23 protein-coding genes are annotated in these 23657 nt (G+C 64.3%); 8 read left to right on the plus strand and 15 right to left on the minus strand.

What is annotated here, in order from left to right; all coding sequences use genetic code 11:
* Positions 1–71 precede the first annotated feature (71 nt).
* The 15 genes from J2W46_RS05880 to J2W46_RS05950 all read right to left on the minus strand — a co-directional run bounded on the left by J2W46_RS05880 (position 72) and on the right by J2W46_RS05950 (position 16239).
* On the minus strand, positions 72–794 hold the full coding sequence (locus tag J2W46_RS05880; protein WP_310352160.1) for a DUF924 family protein: 723 nt from the start codon (positions 792–794) through the stop codon (positions 72–74).
* Positions 787–1200, minus strand: a complete 414-nt coding sequence (locus J2W46_RS05885; protein ID WP_020069556.1) for a group II truncated hemoglobin — start codon at positions 1198–1200, stop codon at positions 787–789. Before J2W46_RS05885 ends, J2W46_RS05880 begins: the two co-directional genes overlap by 8 nt.
* 31 nt (positions 1201–1231) lie before the next feature.
* Positions 1232–3721 carry an ABC transporter permease gene (locus tag J2W46_RS05890; protein WP_310353059.1) on the minus strand — a complete coding sequence of 830 codons (2490 nt, stop codon included), beginning with the start codon at positions 3719–3721 and terminating at the stop codon, positions 1232–1234.
* A gap of 134 nt (positions 3722–3855) precedes the next feature.
* On the minus strand, positions 3856–4467 hold the full coding sequence (locus J2W46_RS05895; protein ID WP_027804877.1) for a DUF4126 domain-containing protein: 612 nt from the start codon (positions 4465–4467) through the stop codon (positions 3856–3858).
* A 203-nt stretch (positions 4468–4670) separates the two neighbouring features.
* Positions 4671–4991, minus strand: a complete 321-nt coding sequence (gene sugE, locus J2W46_RS05900; RefSeq protein WP_020069553.1) for a quaternary ammonium compound efflux SMR transporter SugE — start codon at positions 4989–4991, stop codon at positions 4671–4673.
* A gap of 120 nt (positions 4992–5111) precedes the next feature.
* On the minus strand, positions 5112–5810 hold the full coding sequence (gene kdpE / locus J2W46_RS05905) for a two-component system response regulator KdpE (protein ID WP_020069552.1): 699 nt from the start codon (positions 5808–5810) through the stop codon (positions 5112–5114).
* A complete protein-coding gene (locus tag J2W46_RS05910) occupies positions 5803–8721 on the minus strand; it encodes a DUF4118 domain-containing protein (protein ID WP_310352166.1) in 2919 nt (972 codons plus the stop codon). Before J2W46_RS05910 ends, kdpE begins: the two co-directional genes overlap by 8 nt.
* 193 nt (positions 8722–8914) lie before the next feature.
* Positions 8915–9493 (minus strand): potassium-transporting ATPase subunit KdpC, encoded by a 579-nt coding sequence (gene kdpC / locus J2W46_RS05915; protein ID WP_214877709.1) that lies wholly within the window; start codon positions 9491–9493, stop codon positions 8915–8917.
* A 43-nt stretch (positions 9494–9536) separates the two neighbouring features.
* On the minus strand, positions 9537–11633 hold the full coding sequence (gene kdpB, locus J2W46_RS05920; protein WP_027776635.1) for a potassium-transporting ATPase subunit KdpB: 2097 nt from the start codon (positions 11631–11633) through the stop codon (positions 9537–9539).
* A gap of 82 nt (positions 11634–11715) precedes the next feature.
* The gene (gene kdpA / locus J2W46_RS05925; protein ID WP_310352168.1) at positions 11716–13521 is read right to left on the minus strand and encodes a potassium-transporting ATPase subunit KdpA; all 1806 of its coding nucleotides are present in this window, start codon (positions 13519–13521) and stop codon (positions 11716–11718) included.
* Complete coding sequence (kdpF, locus tag J2W46_RS05930) at positions 13518–13610, minus strand: K(+)-transporting ATPase subunit F (RefSeq protein ID WP_020069547.1); 93 nt, start codon at positions 13608–13610, stop codon at positions 13518–13520. Before kdpF ends, kdpA begins: the two co-directional genes overlap by 4 nt.
* Positions 13607–13720: a hypothetical protein gene (locus J2W46_RS05935; RefSeq protein WP_020069546.1), complete on the minus strand. Its 114-nt coding sequence runs from the start codon at positions 13718–13720 to the stop codon at positions 13607–13609. Before J2W46_RS05935 ends, kdpF begins: the two co-directional genes overlap by 4 nt.
* 213 nt (positions 13721–13933) lie before the next feature.
* The gene (locus J2W46_RS05940) at positions 13934–14908 is read right to left on the minus strand and encodes a quinone oxidoreductase family protein (RefSeq protein ID WP_088173575.1); all 975 of its coding nucleotides are present in this window, start codon (positions 14906–14908) and stop codon (positions 13934–13936) included.
* A 63-nt stretch (positions 14909–14971) separates the two neighbouring features.
* A complete protein-coding gene (locus J2W46_RS05945; RefSeq protein ID WP_310352171.1) occupies positions 14972–15361 on the minus strand; it encodes a methylglyoxal synthase in 390 nt (129 codons plus the stop codon).
* Positions 15362–15459: 98 nt separating this feature from the next.
* Positions 15460–16239 (minus strand): SDR family oxidoreductase, encoded by a 780-nt coding sequence (locus tag J2W46_RS05950; protein WP_310352173.1) that lies wholly within the window; start codon positions 16237–16239, stop codon positions 15460–15462.
* Positions 16240–16488: 249 nt separating this feature from the next.
* Between J2W46_RS05950 and upp the strand changes: the two genes are divergently transcribed.
* The 8 genes from upp (at position 16489) to J2W46_RS05990 (ending at position 23653) form a co-directional block, all read left to right on the plus strand.
* The gene (gene upp / locus J2W46_RS05955) at positions 16489–17139 is read left to right on the plus strand and encodes a uracil phosphoribosyltransferase (protein WP_027776630.1); all 651 of its coding nucleotides are present in this window, start codon (positions 16489–16491) and stop codon (positions 17137–17139) included.
* A 466-nt stretch (positions 17140–17605) separates the two neighbouring features.
* Entirely contained in the window at positions 17606–18334 is a 729-nt protein-coding gene (locus J2W46_RS05960) for a YebC/PmpR family DNA-binding transcriptional regulator (protein ID WP_013339911.1), read from the plus strand.
* 340 nt (positions 18335–18674) lie between these two features.
* Complete coding sequence (gene purD / locus J2W46_RS05965) at positions 18675–19973, plus strand: phosphoribosylamine--glycine ligase (RefSeq protein WP_310352176.1); 1299 nt, start codon at positions 18675–18677, stop codon at positions 19971–19973.
* Between the two features lie 160 nt (positions 19974–20133).
* Positions 20134–21057 (plus strand): oxygen-dependent coproporphyrinogen oxidase, encoded by a 924-nt coding sequence (gene hemF, locus J2W46_RS05970; protein ID WP_020069539.1) that lies wholly within the window; start codon positions 20134–20136, stop codon positions 21055–21057.
* Positions 21058–21118: 61 nt separating this feature from the next.
* A complete protein-coding gene (locus tag J2W46_RS05975; RefSeq protein ID WP_374726816.1) occupies positions 21119–21835 on the plus strand; it encodes a nicotinate-nucleotide adenylyltransferase in 717 nt (238 codons plus the stop codon).
* A 4-nt stretch (positions 21836–21839) separates the two neighbouring features.
* A complete protein-coding gene (rsfS, locus tag J2W46_RS05980; RefSeq protein WP_020069537.1) occupies positions 21840–22295 on the plus strand; it encodes a ribosome silencing factor in 456 nt (151 codons plus the stop codon).
* A gap of 66 nt (positions 22296–22361) precedes the next feature.
* Positions 22362–22832 carry a 23S rRNA (pseudouridine(1915)-N(3))-methyltransferase RlmH gene (gene rlmH / locus J2W46_RS05985; protein WP_020069536.1) on the plus strand — a complete coding sequence of 157 codons (471 nt, stop codon included), beginning with the start codon at positions 22362–22364 and terminating at the stop codon, positions 22830–22832.
* A gap of 191 nt (positions 22833–23023) precedes the next feature.
* A complete protein-coding gene (locus J2W46_RS05990) occupies positions 23024–23653 on the plus strand; it encodes a Maf family protein (protein ID WP_214877716.1) in 630 nt (209 codons plus the stop codon).
* Positions 23654–23657: the final 4 nt, after the last annotated feature.

Consider the following 23657-nt stretch of genomic DNA (forward strand, 5'->3'; position numbering starts at 1 on the left):
CGCCCATTCAAGAGCGCCCGCCGTACGCGCATTAGCCCGCAACGCGGTGCGTCAGGCGGCCAGAACGCACTTTAACTACCGACGGCCGGCTTTTTCGCGCGCGATTGAAACGACGAGCCCGGCTCGCGCAGAAAGGCGATTTCATCGGCTGTGGACTCGCGCCCGAGCACCGCGTTCCGATGGGGAAAGCGTCCAAAGCGCTCGATGATCTCTGCGTGCCTCACCGCGAACGAATAATAAGACGCACCGCCCGGCTCGGCGGCAAGGGCCTTGAAAAGACGCAGCGACTCATGCTGGCTTGCGAGCGATTCGTCGTGCTCAAACGGCAGATAAGCAAACGCGCGATGATGCACGCCCGGCAACAGCCGGTCCGCTCCACTCGCAACCATCTGCTCTGCAATAGCCAGCGCTTTCCGGTCGGCCGCGAATGCCGTAACCGTGTCGCGGTGGCAATTGCGCGAAAACTGATCCAGCACGATAACGAGCGACAGCGCTCCTAACGGCGTTGCGGCCCAACTGTCGAGTTGGGACTCGCGGGCGGCATCGGTCAGCGTTCCGAAACGTTCGCGCAAGCTCGCATCGAATGAATCGTCGGCGGTGAACCAGAGCTTGCGCGGCTCGCCGAAGTCCGGCGAGTCGGGCGCACCGAACCAGCAGTCGAGCACGGCGCGCGCCTGCGGATCGAGCGCGGCGTAGTCAGCCGACCTGCGGTCGGCCACCTCACCTGTAAGCGCATTCGCCACCGGCACCGGCACCGGCGCCGCGCCGTCGGTGTCCGTGTCGAGGTCAGCCATTGCGGTTGCGCATCCAGTCAGCCGTTTCGAAAAACGAGCCGAGCAGCCGTTCTCTCAGCGGCTCGGCAAGCCCTATGTCTTCCATCGCCCAAGCCATGCAGCGAAGCCACTGGTCCCGTTCGCTCGACGCGATCGCGAACGGCAAATGCCGCGCACGCAGGCGCGGATGCCCGAACCGGCTGATGTAATGATCGGGCCCGCCCAGCCATCCGCAGAGGAACCAGAACAGCTTGTCGCGCGAGCCGTCCATCGACTCGGGATGCAACGCGCGAATGCCGGCGAACTCCGCTTCGAGATCCATCAGGTCGTAAAAACGGTCGACGAGTTCACGCACACGCGCTTCTCCGCCAACCAGTTCGAAGGCCGTAGGCTGCGCCGCCGACACTTCGTCATCAAGCTCACTCATAACAACTCATCAACAGAAACCGAGGGAAAATTCAGGCGTCCCGCAAAGACTGCAACGCGGGCCGCGACAGCACATGCCGCAAGCTCAGCCAGCCGCCGACCGCCGCACACGCGACGCCCGCCGCGATTCCGGCGGGCAGCAGCCATGGATTGAACTCGAGATAGAACTGGAACACGCGAGTCGCGAGCACCCAGCCGATCACCTGCGCCCCGAGCGCCGCCATGAATCCGGCGAGCGCGCCGACCGCGACGAACTCGGCAATCTGCACCGTGCGAACCTGGCCGTGGGACGCGCCCAGCGCGCGCAACAGCGCGGATTCTCGCATACGCTCGTCGCGCGTGCCGGCGAGCGCCGCGTACAGCACGAGCACGCCTGCCGCGAGCGTGAAGGCGAACAGGAATTGCACCGCGCCGATCACCTGCTGCAACACGCGCTGCACCTGCGCGAGAATCGGACCGGTGTCGATGGCCGTCAGGTTCGGGTATGCGGCGATCAGGCCGTCGATAGTCGAACGTTTTTCAGGCGGTAAATGGAAGCTGGTAATGAACGTAGCCGGGAAGTCCTGCAACGCGGCCGGCGGCATCAATACGAAAAAGTTGACCTTGAACGAACCCCAGTCGAGCTTGCGAACGCTCGTGACCGGCGCGTCGATCTGCAGGCCGGTAACGTCGAAGCGCAGCACGTCGCCCGGCTTCACGTTGATCAGCTTCGCGAGGCCCTCTTCGATCGAAATCTGCGGCGTCTTCGTGTCGCCGTACCAGGTGCCCGCGGAAAGGCGATTGTCCTCGGGCAACTGCGTCGTGTACGACAGATTGAATTCGCGGTCCACCAGGCGTTTGGCGTCGTCGCCCTTGAACGAATCGGGATTCACCGCTTTGCCGTTGATGGCGGTGAGCCGGCCGCGCACCATCGGCGAGAGCACCGTGTCCGGCACGCCGTGCGTGTCCAGATAATGCGTGACCGCGTCGCGCTGATCGGGCTGAATGTCGATGATGAATTCGTTCGGCGCATCGGGCGGCGTCGATTTGCGCCAGCCGGCCACGAGATCGTTGCGCGTCATCGCGATCAACAGCAGGCACATGAGGCCAATGCCGAGCGCGGTGATTTGCAACGCGCTCGCACTGCTGCGCCGCTCCAGCGAGGCGAGCGCATAACGCCAGCCGATGCCCGCATTCACACGCTCGCTGCGCACCACGCGCGCCGCGCCCCACAGCGCAACGCGGGCGACGCACGCGAACACCAGCAGCCCGCCCGCGAAACCGCCCGCGACGATTCCGCCGAGCTTCAACTCGCCCGCCGCGACGATCAACAGTCCCGCGAAGAGCACGATGCCGAGCGCGTAAGCGGCCCACGCCGTGCGCCCTTCTTCGCCCCACTCGCGACGCAGCACGCGAACCGGCGGCACACGCGTAAGCGGCAACAGCGGCGGCAGCGCAAAGCCGAGCAGCAGCACCAGACCGGCTGCGATGCCTTCGAGCGCCGGCCATGCCGTGGGGTACGGCAACGCGACGTCGATGAGACTGCCAAGCCACGTCAGCAACGCCAGATGGCCGAGATACCCCAGCGCGACGCCGAGCGCGCCGCCCAGCACGCCCACGCCGACGAATTCGAGCGTGAACAGTGCGCGCAGCGTGCGTTGACTCACGCCGAGACAACGCATTGCGGCGCATCCGTCCAGATGCCTGCGCATATACCGATGCGCGGCCATCGCGATCGCCACTGCCGCGAGCAGCGCGGTCAGCAGCGAGACGAGCGTGAGGAAATGACTCGCGCGGTCGAGTGTCTGGCGCACTTGCGGCTGGCCGTCCTGCAAGGATTCGAGCGCGACCCCGCGCATCTTGCCGCCGTCCACCTTGCCGTGCGCGAACTCTGAAAAGCGCGCGACCGACACATCGGCGCCCGCGACCAGCAGCCGGTATGTCACGCGGCTGCCGAACGTGATGAGCCCGGTGGACTGAACTTCGTCCGCGCGCATCATCAATCGGGGCGAAAAGTTGACGAACGAGAAGCCGCGGTCGAGTTCGCGCGTGATCATCGCGCCGATAGTGAAGCTGCGGTTGCCGACCTTCACCGTGTCGCCTATGCGCACCTTCAACGCGTCGAGCAGTTGCTGATCGACCCAGACGGTGCCAGGCGCGGGAATGGTTTGCGCGGGATGATCCGCCGCCGTGGGCGCTGACGCAATCCGCAACGCGCCGCGCAGCGGATAGCCCGGCGACACCGCCTTGATCGCGGCGAGTCGCGACACCGGCTGGGAGCCGGTCGAGTTGATCATGCTCGGAAAGATTGCCGTGGTCGCCGTGCTCAGCCCGAGCGCCGACGCCTGCTGCGCGAACTGCGGATCGACCGGATGATCCGCGCGCACGATGAAGTCGGCGGCGATCATGCGGCGTGCGTCGCGCTCGAGCCCTTGATGCAAACGGTCGGCGAGAAAGCCGACGCTCGATAGCGCCGCGACGGCCAGCACCAGCGCGAGCAGCAGCATGGTGAGTTCGCCCGCGCGCCAGTCGCGCGCCGTCATGCGAATCGCCTGGCGCAGCAGATCGCCGCCGCTAAAGCGGCGCGTCGCGGACACGCCGACGCGTGCCGTGGAATGTGTGATCTTGTCGCTGACTTCGTCGGTACCGCTGGTCTCGCGGGTTTCGCTGGTATCGCTCAATCGTGCCGGCTCCTCGCGAGGCGCGACACCATATGCGTGGCCATGCCGCGAAAGCCGCCCTGCACGCCGCGCCAGAGCCGCGGCAACACCCAGCCGGCCAGCACCAGGAAGCCGACGATCAGCACGAGAAACAGCAGCGGCAGGAAGAGCGCGAGCAGGATGCCGCCGAATACGAGTCCGTCTTCGGCGGTCGACGTAACGATATTCGACACCGGTTCCGGCGACAGATTGATCAGGGCGCGCGTACCCGCTTTCGTGAGATGCGCGGTGCCTGCGAGCGTGCCGCCCGCGAGCGCGGCTACCGTCAGCAGCGCGGGATCGGCATGGCCGAGTGCGCCGGCTGCGAGCATGGCGCCGGCCGGAATGCGGATAAAGGTGTGAATTGCGTCCCACAAGGAATCGAACGCGGGAATCTTGTCTGCAAGAAATTCAGTGACGGTCAGCGCGCCCGCCACGCCGATCACCCAAGGCGAGGACAGCGCGGACAAGGTATCGGGAAGATGAACGAGGCCGAGGCGCTCGAACACGCCGGCCAGCAGGACCGTCAGATAGAGGCGCAGGCCGCTGCCCCATGAGAGCCCCGCAGCAAGCGAAAGTGATTCAAGCATGGCCGCCTCCAGGCGCGCGGTGCGTGCCGGGCGCTTCGGCAGGCCAATCACGAAGGAGCCGCCACACCGAAGTCGTCAGACCCGCGCCAAGCCGGCCGCGCCGGGCAGGCCGCGGGCAACTTCAGGTTGGTTTCAATCTCATTATAGCCACGTTAATTCGCAGAACGCAGAGTGGCTTGCAAAATGGCGGCATGTGCAGGGACTCAATGTCCCGACGACAGCTTGAGCCCGACCAGGCCGACGACAATCAGCGCCGCGCTTGCAACCCGCGCAACCGTCAGCGCCTCGCCCATCATCACGATGCCGAAGATGAACGCGCCGACCGCGCCGATGCCGGTCCACACCGCGTAAGCGGTGCCGAGCGGCAACTGCCTCATAGCCATTGCCAGCAGCACGAAGCTGCCGACCGCCGTCACGATGGTGAACACCGAAGGCCACAGCCGTGTGAAACCGTCCGAGCTTTTGAGACCGGCCGCCCAAGCGACTTCGAGCAAACCGGCGACGAATAGAAGAATCCAGGACATGGAACAGCTCCATTGATCAGATGGGGCCGTCCCCGTTTGTGAAAAGCGTAAGGCCGTCCTTACGGTTCGTAATTATAACGATCCGCTCGCCATCGCGCTGTGAGGCGCACGCCGCCGTGTTCAAGCCACGCCGACCAGCCGGTATCCGACACCTGTTTCCGTGACGATGTGCTCGGGTTGCGCCGGATCGCGCTCCAGTTTGCCCCGCAAATGCGCCATATAGATTCGCAGATAGTGATAGCTCTCGACATGCGACGGCCCCCACACGTCGCGCAGCAATTGCCGGTGCGTCAGTACGCGGCCTGCATGGCGCACGAGCGTTGCGAGCAGCCGATACTCGATCGGCGTCAGATGAACTGCGGCGCCTTCTCGCGTCACCTGGCGCAACGCCAGATCGACGCTTACCGCGCCGAAGCGCACCTGCGGCGACTCGTTCGCGCCGCCTTGATTGCGACGCCGCAGATGCGCGCGGATTCGCGCGAGCAGTTCGGACACGCCGAAGGGCTTCGTCAGGTAATCGTCCGCACCGGCATCGAGCGCCGCGACTTTCTCGCTCTCCTGCGTGCGCGCGGACAGCACGATCACCGGCAACTCGCTCCAGCCGCGCAATTCACGGATCACGTCGAGACCGTCGGTGTCGGGCAGGCCGAGATCGACGATCACGAGATCGGGCTTGCGCGTCGCGGCTTCCACCAGGCCCTGCTTGCCGGTCTCGGCGTCATACACGGCGATGCCCTCGCCTTCCAGCGCCGTGCGCACAAAGCGGCGAATCTGCTTTTCGTCTTCGATCAGAACGACGGTGATGCTCGGCTCACTCATGAGTTGGTTTCGCTAGCTGGTCCAGGTGCGGGTTTGAATGCGAGTCCAAATCCGCGGGTGTTGAGTCTGCTTGTCCCGGATTGTGTCCCAGATCGTCGTCGGCTTCTTCGTCCATCGGATCCGGCGCGTCCGGCGGCGTGTCGACGGGCAGCGTGAACCAGAAGCGCGCACCGTCGATGCGGCCGTCAGCCGCCTCTGCCGACCCTGCCGAACCTACAGACCCAGCGGCCACGCGATTGAGCGCGCCGATGCTTCCGCCGTGCGCTTCCACGATCGCTCGGCAAATCGCGAGACCCAGGCCCACGCCGGGCTTGGTCGATTCCTTCTCGCCGCGCGTGAACTTCTCGAACACTCGCGTTTCCATGCCGGCTGGCAGGCCCGGCCCATTATCGTCGACAGTGACGCGCACGAACGGCTTGCCGTCCGGCTCGAAGCGTTGCGCGCCGATGGTCAGCGGCGTACCGGGCGACGTGTATTTCGCCGCATTCTCGAACAGGTTCGAGAAAAGCCGCTCCATCAGTACAGCGTCCAGATGCAGCAACGGCAGGCCGGCCGCGAGATTGACCTGCACCGGGTGTCCGCTCAGCGCACGCTTGCAGGCGCGCAGCGCGGCGCCCACGGTTTCTTCGAGCGGCGTCCACTGCCGGTTTAGCTGCAGGCTGCCCTCCTGCAAGCGCGCCATGTCGAGCAGATTCGTCACGATCCCGGTCATGCGCAGCGCTTCTTCATGGATCGCCTGGACGAGTTCACCGTCGCGCTCCACGTCGACATGAGTTCCCCGCGATTGTGCGAGCATCGACGAGAAGCCGACGATCGTTGTAAGCGGAGTGCGCAAATCGTGCGAAATCGCCGACAACAGCGAGTTGCGCAAACGTTCGGATTCCATACTGACCAGCGCGTCGCGCGCAATGTCCACATAATGAACGCGCTCGAGCGCGAGCGCGATCTGCGCGGCGAACGCGTCGAGCATGCGCTCCTGCTCGGGCACGTCCAGTTCGCGTTCGTCGCGCACCACCACCGCAAGCACGCCGCGCGTACGCATCGGCGCCTTTAGCGGCAGATACAGGGCAGCCGCAGCGGGCAGCGTGTCGGTACCGTGTCCGGCCGGCTTCTGGTGATCGTAGACCCATTGGCCGACATCGGTATCGAGCAGTTCGCCTTCGAGCGTGATTGCGGCGTCCGGGTCCTCGATTTTCTGCTTCACCCGATCGGCGCTGTCCGGCAACAGAACCGCAACGCGCGCGCCGAACACTTCGCTCACGTGACGGCTCCCAATGCCGACGATCTGCTCGGTCGTCAGCGCGGCGGCCAGTTCGCGCGCCATCGAGTACATGGCGCCGGTGCGCTGCTCGCGACGCCGCGCCACCCGCGCCTCGCGTCGCAAGCTCGACGTTAGATGACTGATCACGAGCGAGGTCAGCAACATGCCGAAGAACGTCAACAGATATTGCGTATCCGACACCGACAGCGACAAGCGCGGCGGCACGAAGAAAAAGTCGAATGCGGCGACGCTCAGGAACGACAGCAGCACGCCGGGCCCGCGCCCGAGTTTCGCTGCTGTGAAGATCACGCCGAGCAGATACAGCATGACCAGGTTCGTCAGATCGATGTGATCGCTCAACTGGCTCGACAACGCGGTGATGCCCGCGCAGATCGCCAGTGCGAAGCCGTACGCGCGCGGCGGCGAGCGGCGTTCGCGCGCGGCGCTCAACGCATCGCGCCATGCGTTCGCAGTCGTGCTGAGCAAGCGGTGCTGCTCGCCGCTGCCGCTTTCCGACGTCGACGGGCGAATCAGCGTGAGATCGACATGACCCGCCTTTTCCGCGATGCGTTCGCCAAGCGGGCGGCGCAGCCAGCGCGTTAAACCCGAGCGGGTCGACGCGCCCGCCACCAGTTTCGACACGTTGCGAGCCTGTGCGTAACCGGCCAGCGCCGAAGCCGCGTCGACGCCCGCGAGCGTCGCCGTTTCCGCGCCGAGTTCAGCGGCGAGCTTCAATGCGTTCAGCGTGCGTTCGCGCCGCGCATCGGGTAAGCGCTGCAGCGCGGGCGTTTCCACATACACGGCGATCCAGTCTGCCTTCAGACTCGTGGCGAGACGCGCCGCCGCGCGCACCAGCATCGGCGCTTCGGGGCCGGGACCGACGCATACCAGCAAGCGTTCGCGCGCCTGCCAGATCCGTTCGATCGAACGATCGGCACGATACTCCCGCATTTGCGCGTCGACCCGATCGGCGGTACGGCGCAATGCCAGCTCGCGCAACGCGATCAGGTTGCCCTTGCGAAAGAAATTGCGCACGGCGCGCTCGGCCTGTTGCGGCAGATACACCTTGCCGTCACGCATGCGGTCGAGCAGTTCCTCGGCTGGAAGATCGACCAGCGTGACTTCGTCGGCGCGATCGAACACGCGGTCGGGGACTGTCTCCCACACGCGGATGCCCGTGATCTGTCCAACCACGTCGTTCAGACTTTCCAGGTGTTGAACGTTGACAGTCGTATAGACGTCGATGCCGGCGTCGAGCAGTTCATACACGTCCTGCCAGCGCTTGAGATGCCGCGCGCCCTGCAAATTCGAATGCGCGAGTTCGTCGACGAGAATGAGTTGCGGCTTGCGCGCCAGCGCCGCGTCGAGATCGAATTCGCCGAGCTTGCGCCCACGGTAGTCGAACTGTGCGAGCGGCAGCACGTCGAGTCCTTCGAGCAGCGCAGCGGTTTCGCCGCGTCCATGCGTTTCGGCGATGCCGACCACCACGTCCGCGCCTTCGTCACGACGGCGGCGCGCCGCCTGCAACATCGCGTATGTCTTGCCGACGCCCGCCGACGCGCCGAAAAAAATCTTCAGCCTGCCGCGTTGACGCTGTTGTTCGTCGCGCTGCAGCTTGTCGAGCAGTTGATCGGGATCGGGGCGGTTCATGCTTGCATGTTCGATGGAAGGCACGCGGCGGTGCGTGCATGGTGGCACGGCGGCGGCCCGGCCGCAAATCGTTCATAACGATGCACGGCCATGGCCTGTGAGAGATAAGAACCGCATTCGCGCGCGCCGCCTGTTCCGCGAGTTGTCCGGCCGCTCCCCGGTTAGCGTTGCGCCGGGCTCTGGTCAGGCGCCCTCACCCGCGCTTCATCTCGTCGAGCGCGAGGTTCAGTTGCAGCACGTTCACTCGGGGCTCACCGAGAATGCCGAATTGACGGCCACTCGTATAACGGTCCACTAGCGCTCGCACATCGTTCTCTCCGAGCCCTCGCGCTTTCGCGACCCGATCGATCTGATAAGCGGCCGCCGCCGGGCTGATCTCAGGGTCCAGTCCGCTTCCGGACGACGTCACCAGATCGACCGGCACGGGCTTGGACATATCCGTTCCCGCTGCCTTCAAAGCGTCGATGCGGCCTTTCACTTCGTCCAGAAGCGCCGGATTGGTCGGCCCGAGATTGGAGCCGCCCGAAGCTTGCGCGTTATAGGGCATCGGGCTCGTGGCCGATAGACGTCCCCAGAAGTACTGCGGCGCGTCGAACTGCTGGCCGATCAGCTTCGAGCCGACCACCTTGCCGTCCTGCTCGATGAGGCTGCCATTGGCCTCATCGTGAAACAGCGTTTGGCCCACGGCGGTGACCAACGCCGGATAAGCTAGCCCGGTAACGGCGCTGAGCACCGCGAAAAGAACGATCAACGGACGCAAAAGATTTTTCATGACGATTGTTTCCTCGTAGGCTGCCGATTTTCAACAGCCGGACTCAAACCCAGCCAAACGCGGCGAGCACCATATCTATCAACTTGATGCCGATGAACGGCACCACGATTCCACCCAGCCCGTACACGAGCAGATTGCGTCGCAGCAGAACCGCAGCGCCGAGCGCCCGATAACGCACGCCTTTCAACGCGAGCGGAATCAGCAGCACGATGATCAGCGCGTTGAAAATCACCGCCGACATGATCGCGGATGCCGGCGTTGCCAGATGCATCACGTTCAGCGCATTCAGTGCCGGATAGGTGGTCGCGAACGCGGCCGGAATGATCGCGAAGTACTTGGCCAGGTCGTTGGCAATCGAGAACGTGGTGAGCGAGCCGCGCGTCATCAGCATCTGTTTGCCGATTTCTACGATCTCGATCAGCTTCGTCGGATTCGAATCGAGGTCGACCATGTTGCCGGCTTCTTTCGCGGCCTGCGTGCCGGTGTTCATCGCAACCGCGACGTCGGCCTGTGCGAGCGCAGGGGCATCGTTCGTACCGTCGCCCGTCATCGCCACGAGGCGTCCTTCGGCCTGATGCGCGCGGATCGTCGCGAGCTTGGCTTCAGGCGTCGCTTCTGCAAGAAAATCGTCGACACCCGCTTCTGCCGCAATCGCCGCCGCCGTCAGCCGGTTGTCGCCCGTCACCATCACCGTCTTGATGCCCATTTTGCGCAGTTCGGCAAAGCGCTCCTTGATGCCGCCTTTCACCACATCCTTCAACTCGATCACGCCCAGCACGCGCGCACCGTGTTCGCCTTTCTCCGCGACGACGAGCGGCGTGCTGCCGCGCCGCGCGACTTCGGCGACTGCGTCGCTGACTTCGTGCGGAAAACGGCCACCGTTCGCTTCGACGTAATGCTTCACCGCATCCGCGGCGCCCTTGCGAATTTCGCGGTTCGGCAGATCAACGCCGCTCATTCTCGTTTGCGCGGTAAACGCGAGGAACACCGCGTGCAGCGACGCCATATCGCGCTGACGGATGTTGAAACGCTGCTTCGCGAGCACGACGATGCTGCGTCCTTCTGGCGTTTCGTCGGCAAGCGACGATAGCTGCGCTGCGTCGGCAAGCGCTTCTTCGGTGAGACCCGGCGCCGGAACGAAGAGCGACGCCTGGCGATTGCCGAGCGTGATCGTGCCGGTCTTGTCGAGCAACAGCACGTCGACGTCGCCGGCCGCCTCGACCGCGCGACCCGACGTTGCAATGACGTTCGCCTGCATCATGCGGCTCATGCCGGCCACGCCGATGGCCGACAACAGGCCGCCGATCGTGGTCGGGATCAGGCAAACCAGTAGCGCGACGAGAGCGGTGATCGTCACGACGTGGCCCGCCGCGTTGGCCAGATGCGCCGCTTCCACGGAGAACATCGAGAACGGCAGCAGCGTGGCCGTCGCGAGCAGCATCACGATGGTCAACGCAACCAGCAGAATGGTCAGCGCGATCTCGTTCGGCGTCTTGTGACGCTTCGCACCTTCGACCATCGCGATCATGCGGTCGAGGAATGCTTCGCCGGGATTTGCGGTGACGCGCACGACGATCCAGTCGGACAGCACGCGCGTGCCGCCCGTCACCGAAGAAAAGTCGCCGCCCGACTCGCGAATCACCGGCGCGGATTCGCCGGTTATCGCGGATTCATCGACGGACGCGACGCCCTCCACTACCTCGCCGTCGGCCGGAATCACGTCGCCGGTTTCGATCAGCACCACGTCACCGCGACGCAGATCCGACGCGGTGACGATCCGGATTGGCGACTTCGGATGCGGCTCGTTCAACTTCTTCGCCATCACGTCTTTCTTCGCGCTGCGCAGCGATGCGGCCTGCGCTTTCGAGCGGCCCTCGGCGAGCGCTTCGGCGAAGTTCGCGAACAGCACCGTGAACCACAACCACAGCGTGACCGCGAGAATGAAGCCCGCAGGCGCCTCCGCCTGACCGGCGAGCGCGGCGATCCACAGGATCGTCGTGAGAATACTGCCGACGTACACGCAGAACATCACCGGGTTACGGAACTGCGTGCGCGGCGTGAGCTTCCTGAAAGAGTCCGCGATCGCCGGGCGCAGCAGCGCCGGATCGAACATGGACCTCGTTGCATTGTGTTCAGTCATTGCATCCTCGAATTTCGCGTTGCTTTTTTGCCGACGCGTACGGATACGCGTCTTGCCACGTCCGTGCATATCAGTGCTGACATCAGTTCGCGCCCATCATCATCAGATGTTCGACGCCCGGACCGAGCGCGAGAGCCGGCACGTAAGTGAGCGCACCGACCAGCAGCACCGTGCCGAGTAGCAGAACGACGAAGAGCGGCCCGTGCGTCGGCAGCGTGCCGCCGGTCACGCCGATGCGCTTCTTGGCAGCAAGCGAGCCGGCAATCGCGAGCACAGGGACGATGGTGCCGAAGCGGCCGAACCACATCGCAATTGCAGTGAGCCAGTTATAGAACGGCGTGCCCACGGTCAGGCCCGCGAACGCGCTGCCGTTGTTGTTCGCGGCCGAGCTGAACGCGTAGAGGATCTCCGAGAAGCCGTGTGCGCCCGGATTGGCGATGCCCGCCTTGCCTGCGTCGCTCAGCACCGCGATCGACGTGCCGACCAGCACGAGCAACGGCGTGAGCAGAACGACGATGGACACCATCTTCATCTCGTACGCTTCGATCTTCTTGCCGACATATTCCGGCGTGCGGCCGATCATCAGACCCGCCACGAACACGGCGAGCAGCGCGAACACCAGCATGCCGTACAGGCCCGAACCGACACCGCCGAAGATCACTTCGCCAAGCTGCATCAGCAGCAGCGGATAAAGGCCGCCGATAGGCGTCAGCGAATCATGCGTGTTGGCGACCGCGCCGCACGAAGCCGCCGTCGTCGCGACAGTGAAGATGCCGGATTGCGCGATGCCGAATCGCGTTTCCTTGCCTTCCGCGTTGCCGCCAGACTGCATCGCGCTCGCCGACTGATCGACATGCAGCGCGGTGAAAGCCGGATTGCCGCCCTGCTCCGCTCCGATCTCGCCGAACACGCACACGCCGAACGCAATCGTCATTGCCGCGAGCACGGCCACACCTTGTTTGCGGTCCGCGATCATGCGGCCGAACACGAGCGCGAGCGCGGCCGGGATGATCAGGATCGAGAAGAGCTGCAGGAAGTTGGAGAACGGCGTCGGGTTCTCGTACGGATGCGCAGAGTTACCGTTGAAGAAACCGCCGCCGTTGGTGCCGATCATCTTGATCGCTTCCTGCGACGCAACCGGACCCATCGCGATGGTCTGCGTTTTGAGCGGCGTATCGACTGTCACCGCATTACCCTTCGCGTCCTTGACCGGATTGCCTTGCGCGTCGAGCTTCGGCGCGGCGTAGGTCGTGGTTTGCAACGTCGGCACGTCTTTATACGCGTTGAAGTTCTGGATCACGCCCTGGCTCATCATCAGCGTCGCGACGATGACCGACATCGGCAGCAGCACGTACAGCGTTACCCGTGTGAGATCGACCCAGAAATTGCCGATGGTTTGCGCCGTATGGCGGGCGAAGCCACGAACCAGCGCGATCACGACGACGATGCCGGTCGCCGCGGAGAAGAAGTTCTGCACCGTGAGGCCGAGCATCTGCGTGAGATAACCCACCGTTTGTTCCGGCGTGTAGTCCTGCCAGTTCGTATTGGTCACGAAGCTGATCGCGGTATTGAACGCACCGTCGACGGTCATGGCACCGAACTGTTGCGGGTTGCCGGGCAACCAGCCCTGCACGCGCAACAGCAGATAAAGGAACACGACGCCCAGCGCATTGAACGCGATCGTGGCGATCGCGTAGTGCTTCCAGCTCATTTCCGTCGACGGATCGACGCCGGCGACGCGGTACAACAGCCGCTCGATCGGTCCGCCGATGCGCAGCACGCGCGAACTGCCCTCCATCACGCCGTGCAGATAGCGCGACACAGGCACCGCGGCGGCCAGCAGAACGACGATAAAGAGCGCCGCCTGCAAGACATTATTCGCGTTCATTCAATGTCCTCCGCGCGCAACAGCGCATAGACGAGGTACGCAAACAGCAGCGCGGTCGCCGCGCCGGAGAGCCACAACATCCAGTTCATGAGCGTGCTCCCTGGCCGCGACGGGACAGCATCAGCTTCTCGCAGCCGGCAATCAATGCAAACGTCAGCGCGGTGAAAAGCGCGACGGCTACGACGTACAGCGCATCCATTTTTATTCTCCATTGACGGAATTCGGATAGCCGCAACGGTATGCGCATGCGCGTAAAGGGCTGATCAAAGCTGGGGTTCGCGATATAAAAATCGCGTAAACGCACAAGGCCGTTGCATCGCGAGATGCAACGGCCCTGGTGGCGGTCAACGGCTCGACCTGGTTACATGCTCAGGTCCGGGCTGTCAGGAAGGCGCGCGAACGCGCATGAGGACTACGGCAACAGGATGGTCGACCCCGTGGTCTTGCGTGATTCGAGATCCGTATGCGCCTGAGCCACATCGGCGAGCGCGTAGCGCTGGTTGATGCTCGTCTTGACCTTGCCTGAAACCAGCACATCGAATAGTTCGGCCGACATCGCCTCGTAGTCGCTGCGTTTGCCGATATACGTGAACAGCGTGGGGCGCGTGAAGAACAGCGAGCCGCGGCCGGCGAATTCGGACGAGTCGATAGGCGGCAACGGTCCCGACGCATTGCCGAAGCTCACGAACATGCCGAGTGGTGCGAGGCAATCGAGCGAGCCCGTAAACGTATCTTTACCAATGGAGTCGTACACCACCGGCACGCCCGCGCCGTTGGTGATTTCGCGCACGCGCTTCGTGAAGTTTTCGCGCGTATAGACGATCGCGTGATCGCAGCCATGCGCCTTCGCGATCTCCGCTTTCTCGTCCGAGCCGACGGTGCCGATCACCGTCGCGCCCAGTGCCTTCGCCCACTGGCACACGAGCAAGCCGACCCCGCCCGCGGCCGCCTGAATCAGGATGGTGTCGCCGGCCTTGACGCGATACGTGCGGCGCAGCAGGTACTGAGCGGTCAGGCCTTGCAGCATCACCGAGGCGGCCTGTTCATCGCTCACTGCGTCCGGCAACTTGATGACCTGTGCGGCCGGCAACACGCGCTCCTGCGCATAAGCGCCAGGCGGCCTTGCCACGTAGGCGACGCGATCGCCCGCTTTCAGATCGTTCACGCCCGCGCCGACCGCGATCACCTCGCCGGCTGCTTCCATGCCGAGGCCGCCCGGCAGCGGCAGCGGATATAAACCGGTACGAAAGTACACGTCGATATAGTTGAGCCCGACCGCCGTCTGACGGATGCGAATTTCGCCGGCTCCGGGGTCGCCCACCTCGACGTCGACCCATTTCATCACCTCGGGGCCGCCGGTTTTATCGAATCGGATTGCTTTGACCATTCGTGTCTCCTTGATTTGGAATGCGGGCTGATTGTCTGGCCGATGAGCCTCGCGTATGCAGCGTCAAACTTGTTGCGTGAGACGCAGCGTGAGGACGTCGAGAACCATGCGTGCCGTCGAGATGTTGGTCGCGCACGGAATGTTGTGTACGTCGCATGCGCGTACCAGCGCGTTGATATCCGGTTCGTGCGGTTGCGGCGTCATCGGATCGCGCAGGAAAATCACCATGTCCACGCGCCCTTCCGCCAGTTGCGCGCCGATCTGCAGGTCGCCGCCGTGCGGGCCGGACAGCATGCGCTCGACGGTCAGCCCGTGCGCTTGGCTAATGCGCCCGCCGGTCGTGCCGGTCGCGACGACATCGCAGCGCTTGAGCGTGTCGACGTATTCGCCGGCCAGTTTGACGATGTCGTCTTTCTTGTGATCGTGCGCGATCAGCGCAATGCGGGTGGTCATGACGTAAGACTCCTGGAACCGTTGTGATTGTCGTTGTTGTGATGTTGCTCAAAGTGCTGCCGTGGACCCACGGCACGCACCTATGTGAACGTATGCGTCTAGAACGTGCCGGGATAGGCGCCGCCGTCGATCAGCCAGTTCTGTCCGGTGATGTAACCCGCGTGGACGCTGCACAGAAAGGCACAGGCACGGCCGAATTCGCCGGGATTGCCGAAGCGTCCGGCGGGAATCGCCTTCATGCGCTGCGCGCGGGCTTCTTCGAGGGAAATGTTGTTCGATTTCGCTGCCGCCTGCATGGTGACGGCGATCCGGTCCGTATCGAACATGCCCGGCAGCAGGTTGTTGATCGTCACGCCGGTGGGCGCCATCTTGCGCGCGAGACCCGCGACAAAACCGGTCAGGCCCGAGCGCGCGCCGTTCGACAGGCCCAGCACGTCGATCGGCGCCTTCACGGACGAACTCGTGATGTTGACGATGCGCCCGTAGCCGCGCGCGCTCATCGAGTCGATGGTCGCCCGGATCAGCTCGATCGGCGTGAGCATGTTGCTTTCCAGCGCGCGGATCCAGTCGTCGTGCGTGAATTCGCGGAAGTTGCCGGGCGGCGGGCCGCCCGCGTTATTCACCAGAATGTCCGGCTGCGGACAAGCCGCGAGCGCCGCTGCCCGGCCTTCGGGCGTGGTGATGTCGCATGCGACCGTCTTCACCTCGACGCCAGTTCGACGGCGAATGTCGTCGGCTGTCGCTTCGAGCGGGCCGGCAGTGCGGGCGACGATCGTCAGGTTGACGCCTTCGGCCGCGAGCGCTTCAGCACAACCACGCCCCAAACCCTTGCTCGCCGCGCATACCAGCGCTGTGCGTCCTGCAATGCCCATGTCCATGTGTGCGTTCTCCTCGCTGGCGTCTTGCTGAATGGTTGCAAAGTTTCCCCCGATTCTAGAAGAATCGGTGCCGGACTGCGCCGGGCTGTTGCAATCTCCGGTATCTTCCGGGGCCACTCTTTCGGTAAACTTGCGCCGTGGCGCGTGCGCCGGCCGTCGCAAGTTGATTGCGCTCGCCGCGCAATGCGCCGAACCGATCCCCGAATCGGCCCCGAATCGACCTTTTTGCCGCCGCTCGTGCCCCCGCCCATGACTCAGGACAGCCGTTTTCCCAACCTTTTCATCCTCGATCACCCGCTGATCCAGCACAAGCTGTCGCACATGCGTGACCGGGACACCTCGACGCGCACGTTCCGCGAACTGCTGCGCGAGATCACGCTGCTGATGGGCTACGAAATCACCCGCAATCTGCCGATGACCACCCGCCGGCTCAGCACGCCGCTCGTCGAGATCGACGCGCCGGTGATCGCCGGCAAGAAACTCGCGATCGTGCCGGTGCTGCGCGCGGGCATCGGCATGTCGGACGGTCTGCTGGAACTGGTGCCGTCGGCGCGCGTGGGTCACATCGGCGTGTATCGCGCGGAAGATCACCGGCCGGTCGAATATCTGGTGCGCCTGCCCGATCTCGAGGACCGTGTGTTCATTCTGTGCGATCCGATGGTCGCGACCGGCTATTCGGCGGTGCATGCAGTCGACGTGCTCAAGCGCCGCAACGTGGCCGGCGAGAACATCCTGTTCCTCGCGCTGGTCGCCGCGCCCGAAGGCGTGCAGGTGTTCCAGGACGCGCATCCGGACGTGAAGCTTTTCGTTGCATCGCTCGATTCGCATCTGAACGAGCACGCGTACATCGTGCCGGGCCTCGGCGATGCGGGCGACCGCTTGTTCGGCACGAAGAACTGACGAATAGAAAAATGGGGCCGGCGGCATCTCATTGCCGCCGCTGAACGCCGCGCACGCGCACTTTCTGTGCAATTCACGTCGACGTCTGCCTCTGCCGGCCCGTCCCGCCGTGATAAAATTCGAGTCCACTTAAAGGGCAGCCCCGCTTCCGACACCTCGAGGCTCGCAGCGTGTCCTGGCGGGCAATGCACGCTGACCGGGCGAGCAAGCCGTTATTTGCGGCGTTAGCCGCACGGCGCCTGCCGGCCGCGCCACAGTGCTTCGCACCCGCCAGCCGCGCCCCGCGCGATGAGACGAGACACGGCGCGACGCGACACGACTTGGACTTGAGTAACGGCGGCTAAACGGACAGGGGCGCGAATTCAGCATCGAGGCGCAAAGCGGCAAGCACACGCACGAGCGCCCGGAATCGCAACGACAATTGCACAATGCGTGCGCCCCGCTGGCGCGCGCGACGGAGAAAGGTATGGCGGGTCATTCGAAATGGGCCAACATCAAGCATAAGAAAGCAGCGGCCGACGCCAAGCGCGGCAAGGTCTGGACGCGGCTCATCAAGGAAATTCAGGTCGCGGCGCGCATGGGCGGCGGCGACATCGACTCGAATCCGCGTCTGCGGCTCGCCGTCGAGAAGGCGTACGACGCCAACATGCCGAAAGACAACGTCAACCGCGCAATCCAGCGCGGCGTGGGCGGTGTGGACGGCGCGAACTACGAAGAAATCCGCTACGAAGGCTACGGCATCGGCGGTGCGGCGGTGATCGTCGACACCATGACCGACAACCGTACCCGCACGGTGGCGGAAGTGCGTCACGCGTTCTCGAAGAACGGCGGCAACATGGGCACCGACGGCTCCGTCTCGTTCATGTTCGATCACGTCGGCCAGTTCCTGTTTGCGCCGGGCACGCCCGAAGACAAGCTGATGGAAGCCGCGCTCGAAGCCGGCGCCGACGACGTCGTCACGAACGAAGACGGCAGCATTGAAGTTCTGTGCCCGCCGAACGACTTCCCGAAGGTGAAGGCCGCGCTCGAAGCCGCGGGCTTCAAGGCCGAAGTGGCCGAGGTGACGATGAAACCTCAGACGGAAGTCGAGTTCACCGGCGACGACGCGGTGAAAATGCAGAAGCTGCTCGACGCGCTGGAAAATCTGGACGACGTGCAGGAAGTCTATACAAACGCCGCGATCGCCGACGAGTGAGTGTGCTCAGGCACCGTTCGGGTTGGGCTCGCGTTGATCGACGAACCCAAACCCGCGACGGGCTGCCGGCGCGCCTTCTCGTTGCTGCTTGATTGCGGCTCGATTGCTGGTTTGCTGCTGCTTTACCGCCGCTTTATGCAGATCGTTGCGCTGAACGGGCGTTCTGGACAGAGGTGCAGGATCGTGCGCCCGCCATGTCATCGCCACTCGGGCTCGTCCCGGGCTTGGTGCGCAGGCTTAAACGCCGGCGCGGGCCGACCCGGCGCGAATCTCGCTATTTATTGCACGGCTGCGCTCGCTGCTTCAGCCGTTTATCGTTTTTAAAGTCTCGGGGATTCACATGAAGTTACTCGTCGTCGGTTCCGGCGGTCGCGAACATGCGCTCGCATGGAAGCTCGCGCAATCGCCGCGGGTCCAGCTCGTCTACGTGGCTCCTGGCAACGGCGGCACCGCGCAGGACGAGCGTCTGCGCAACGTCGACATTACGGAGCCGGCCGCGCTCGCCGATTTCGTCGAGCAGGAACAGATCGCCTTCACGCTGGTTGGGCCGGAAGCGCCGCTCGCGGCAGGCATTGTCAATCTGTTCCGCTCCCGCGGCCTGAAGATTTTCGGACCGACGAAGGAAGCAGCGCAGCTCGAAAGCTCGAAAGACTTCGCGAAGGCGTTCATGAAGCGCCATGCGATCCCCACGGCCGAATACGAAACCTTCGCCGACGTCGCCGCCGCGCACGCGTACCTCGACGCCAAGGGCGCACCGATCGTCATCAAGGCTGACGGCCTCGCCGCCGGCAAGGGCGTGGTCGTCGCGCAGACGCTGGAAGAAGCGCACGCCGCGGTCGACATGATGCTGTCGGACAACAAGCTCGGCGACGCCGGCGCGCGCGTCGTGATCGAGGAGTTCCTCGCGGGCGAAGAGGCAAGCTTCATCGTGATGGTCGACGGCAAGCACGTGCTGCCGCTCGCGTCGAGCCAGGACCACAAGCGTCTGCTCGACGGCGATCAGGGCCCGAACACCGGCGGCATGGGCGCCTACTCGCCCGCGCCGATCGTCACGCCGCAACTGCATGCACGCGTGATGCGCGAAATCATCCTGCCGACCGTGCGCGGCATGGAAAAAGAAGGCATCCGCTACACCGGCTTTCTGTACGCGGGTCTGATGATCGACGCGCAAGGCAATCCCAAAACGCTCGAGTTCAACTGCCGCATGGGCGACCCCGAAACGCAGCCGATCATGGCGCGTTTGAAGGGCGACTATTCGAAGGTGGTCGAGCAGGCAATCGCAGGCACGCTGGATACAGTGGAACTGGAGTGGGACCGCCGCACCGCGCTGGGCGTGGTGCTCGCCGCGCACAACTATCCGGATACCCCACGCAAGGGCGACCGTATCAACGACATTCCTGCGGAGACGGCGGACTCGGTCACCTTCCATGCGGGCACCACGCTAACCGACGGCAAGCTCCTCACGTCGGGCGGCCGCGTGCTGTGTGTGGTCGGCCTGGCCGACTCGGTGCGCAGCGCGCAGTCGGTCGCATATGAAACGATCAACCAGATCTCGTTCGACGGCATGCAGTACCGGCGCGACATCGGCTATCGCGCGCTGAACCGCAAGCACGACGCGAAGACGGAAGGCAAGCACTGACGCGCGAGGCGCTCGCCGGTTCGCGGCGCCAGCGGCGCTACACTGCGGGTATGCGGGCGCGCCCGTTCGGCCGCGCCTTCGGGACGGCGTTTTTGAAACACAGCGCGGCGCCTCACGAGCAACCCGCGGCACCGACGTGCCGCCTTCAGCACCTGCATTGATGACCGATTCGAGCTACGACGCACAAGCCGTGCGCATCTGGCTGCAAAGCCTGCAAACGCAAATCGCGGACACGCTGGGCGCGTTCGACGGCAAGCCCTTCGCCACCGACGCATGGCAGCGCACGCCCGGCGAAAAGCTGCGCGGCGGTGGCTTCACGCGCATTCTGGAAGGCGGCAACTTCTTCGAACGTGCCGGCATTGGCTTTTCCGACGTCGCGGGCGACGCGTTGCCGGGCTCCGCGAGCGCGGCGCGTCCGCAACTGGCCGGGCGCGGCTTCGAGGCGATGGGTGTGTCTCTCGTGCTGCACCCGCACAATCCGCATTGCCCGACGGTGCATATGAACGTGCGCCTGCTGGTCGCCACCAAGCCTGGTGAAGAGCCGGTGTTCTGGTTCGGCGGCGGCATGGATCTGACGCCGTACTACGGCTACGAAGAAGACGCGCGGCATTTCCACCGCGTGTGCCGCGATGCGCTGGAGCCTTATGGCGCGGACCTGTACCCGAGCTTCAAGCGCTGGTGCGACGACTATTTCTTCCTGAAGCACAGGAACGAGCCGCGCGGCATCGGCGGGATTTTTTTCGACGATTACTCGGCGCCGGGCTTCGATCAATCGTTCGCGATGCTGAGAAGCGTGGGCGAAGGATTCCTCAAAGCGTACCTGCCGATTATCGAAAAGCGCCGCAACATTCCGTACGGCGAGGCCGAGCGCGATTTCCAGGCTTACCGGCGCGGGCGCTACGTCGAGTTCAATCTGGTCTTCGACCGTGGCACACTGTTTGGGCTGCAGAGCGGCGGACGCACCGAATCGATTCTGATGTCGATGCCGCCTGTGGTGAACTGGCGCTACAACTGGCATCCCGAACCGGGCACGCCGGAAGCGCGCCTTTACACCGATTTTCTCGTGCCGCGCGACTGGGTGTGAGCGCTGCGGAATCCCGCGGACGCGCACTGCCCCGCACCTGGCTACGACAAAGGACTTTCACCTGAAGCCGAACGCTCATCCTGTTGCACTGCCTCGCCGGATCGGTTTGCTCGGCGGCACTTTCGATCCGATCCACGACGGCCACCTTGCGCTCGCGCGGCGTTTCGCCGACGTGTTGCAACTGACCGAACTGGTGCTGATGCCGGCCGGCCAGCCGTGGCAGAAAGCGGACGTGTCGCCGGCCGTGCATCGCCTCGCCATGACACGCGCGGCGGCCGGTCAACTCGCGCTGCCGGGCGCGACGGTGCGAGTCGCAACCGACGAAATCGAACACGAAGGCCCGACCTACACTGTCGACACGCTGCAGCGCTGGCGCGAACGGGAAGGCGACGAGGTATCCATTGCATTGCTGATCGGCGCGGATCAACTGGTGCATCTCGATACATGGCGCGACTGGCGGCGCCTGTTCGACTTCGCGCACATCTGCGCGGCCACGCGGCCCGGTTTCGATCTCGCGTCGATTCCGTCCGCGGTCGCGAGTGAAATCGACGCACGCCGCGCCGGCGCCGACGTTCTGCGAGCCACGCCTTGCGGCCACTTGCTGATCGACACCACGCTTGCGTTCAACGTCTCGGCCACCGACATTCGCGCGCATCTGCGTGAACAGGTGAGCCAGCGGCTTGCCCATGTGGGCGGCGAACAACAGGGTGAGGCCGCAAGCCACGTCCCCACTGCGGTGTGGGACTACATTCTTCAACATCATTTGTACCACCGGTAAATCCATGGATATTCGCAAACTGCAACGCGTGATCGTCGACGCTCTCGAAGACGTCAAAGCGCAAGACATCAAGGTGTTCAACACCAGCCACCTGACGGCGCTGTTCGATCGCGTAATCGTCGCGAGCGGCACCTCCAACCGGCAAACCAAGGCGCTGGCTTCGAGCGTGCGCGAGGGCGTGAAGGAAGCCGGCGGCGACATCGTCAGCACCGAAGGCGAGGACATCGGCGAATGGGTGCTGGTCGATTGCGGCGACGCGATCGTCCACATCCTGCAACCGGCGCTGCGCCAGTACTACAACCTCGAGGAAATTTGGGGCGACAAGCCGGTCCGCATCAAGCTGTCTACGCCTGATCCGTTCGGCGGCGCGCGTTCGAGCGAGCCCGACGAGGACGAAGAAGACGAAGAGGCGCCGGCTGTGAAGAAGCCCGCGCGCAAGACGGCCGCGCGCCGCAAGTGAGCGGGCTTTGACCGCTCGCTGCAACCGCGTCCCAGCGGAGCTGCGCGAGCGGCGCTCCTACGCATCATGAAACTGCACATCCTCGCTGTCGGCCACAAGATGCCCGACTGGATCGCTGTCGGCTTCGACGAATACGCGAAGCGCATGCCGCCGGAGCTGCGTATCGAGCTGCGCGAAATCAAGCCCGAGCAGCGGTCGTCGGGCCGTCCGGCCGAGAGCGTAATGGCCGCCGAGCGACTGAAGATCGAAGCAGCGTTGCCCAAAAACGCGCGCATCGTCGCGCTCGACGAACGCGGCAAAGACTGGACCACCATGCAACTTGCCGGCGCGCTGCCCGGCTGGCAGCAGGACGGCCGCGACGTCGCGTTTCTGATCGGCGGTGCAGACGGGCTCGATCCCGAACTCAAGGCACGTGCCGACATGATGCTGCGCGTGTCGAGCCTCACGCTGCCGCACGCAATGGTACGTGTGCTGCTCGCCGAACAGCTTTACCGCGCGTGGACCATCACGCAGAATCATCCCTATCATCGCGCGTGAGTGAGATCGATCGGGACGCCTGGCGTTTCGAGTCTCGCTGGTTTTGACGCGGGACGTTGCGACCACAGTTGCCAGCAATCGCCAGCAATTGCCTTAGTTCCTCGTTACGCTGCTGACGCGCTCCCGCAGCCTCGTGCTCGGGCGTGCCCGTTATCGCACGCCCACATAAACCGTTTGTTCGAGACAACTTCATGCCAACGTCCACCGCTTCGCTGCATCCATTCGTGTATCTCGCGTCGCAAAGTCCGCGCCGTCAGGAGTTGTTGCAACAGATCGGCGTGCGCTTCGAACTGCTGCTGCCGCGCCCCGACGAAGACGCCGAAGCGCTCGAAGCCGAATTGCCGGGCGAGCGTGCGCACGACTACGTGCAGCGCGTGTGCGTGGCCAAAGCCCGGGCCGCGCATGCCCGGCTCGTAGCCGGCAACCACGCCGCGCGACCTGTTCTGGTTGCGGATACAACCGTCACGATCGACGACGCGATTCTCGGCAAGCCGCTCGACGCCGACGATGCCGAAGCGATGCTCGCGCGCCTGTCTGGCCGCGCTCACGAAGTGCTGACGGCCGTGGCGGTAGTCGATGCTTACGGCGAGCTACTGCCCGCCGCGCTGTCCACATCCACAGTGCGCTTTGCTGCGTTGCATCGAGACGCGATTCGCCGCTACGTAGCGAGCGGCGAGCCGTTCGGCAAGGCGGGAGCGTACGGCGTGCAAGGGCGCGCCGCGGAGTTTATCGAGCATATCGACGGGTCCTATTCAGGTATCATGGGTTTGCCGCTTTTTGAAACCGCTGCCCTCCTGCGTGCGGCGCGCATCGACTTCTAGAACA

It is taken from the genome of Paraburkholderia strydomiana (assembly GCF_031456815.1).
In the GTDB taxonomy this organism is placed as follows: domain Bacteria; phylum Pseudomonadota; class Gammaproteobacteria; order Burkholderiales; family Burkholderiaceae; genus Paraburkholderia; species Paraburkholderia caledonica.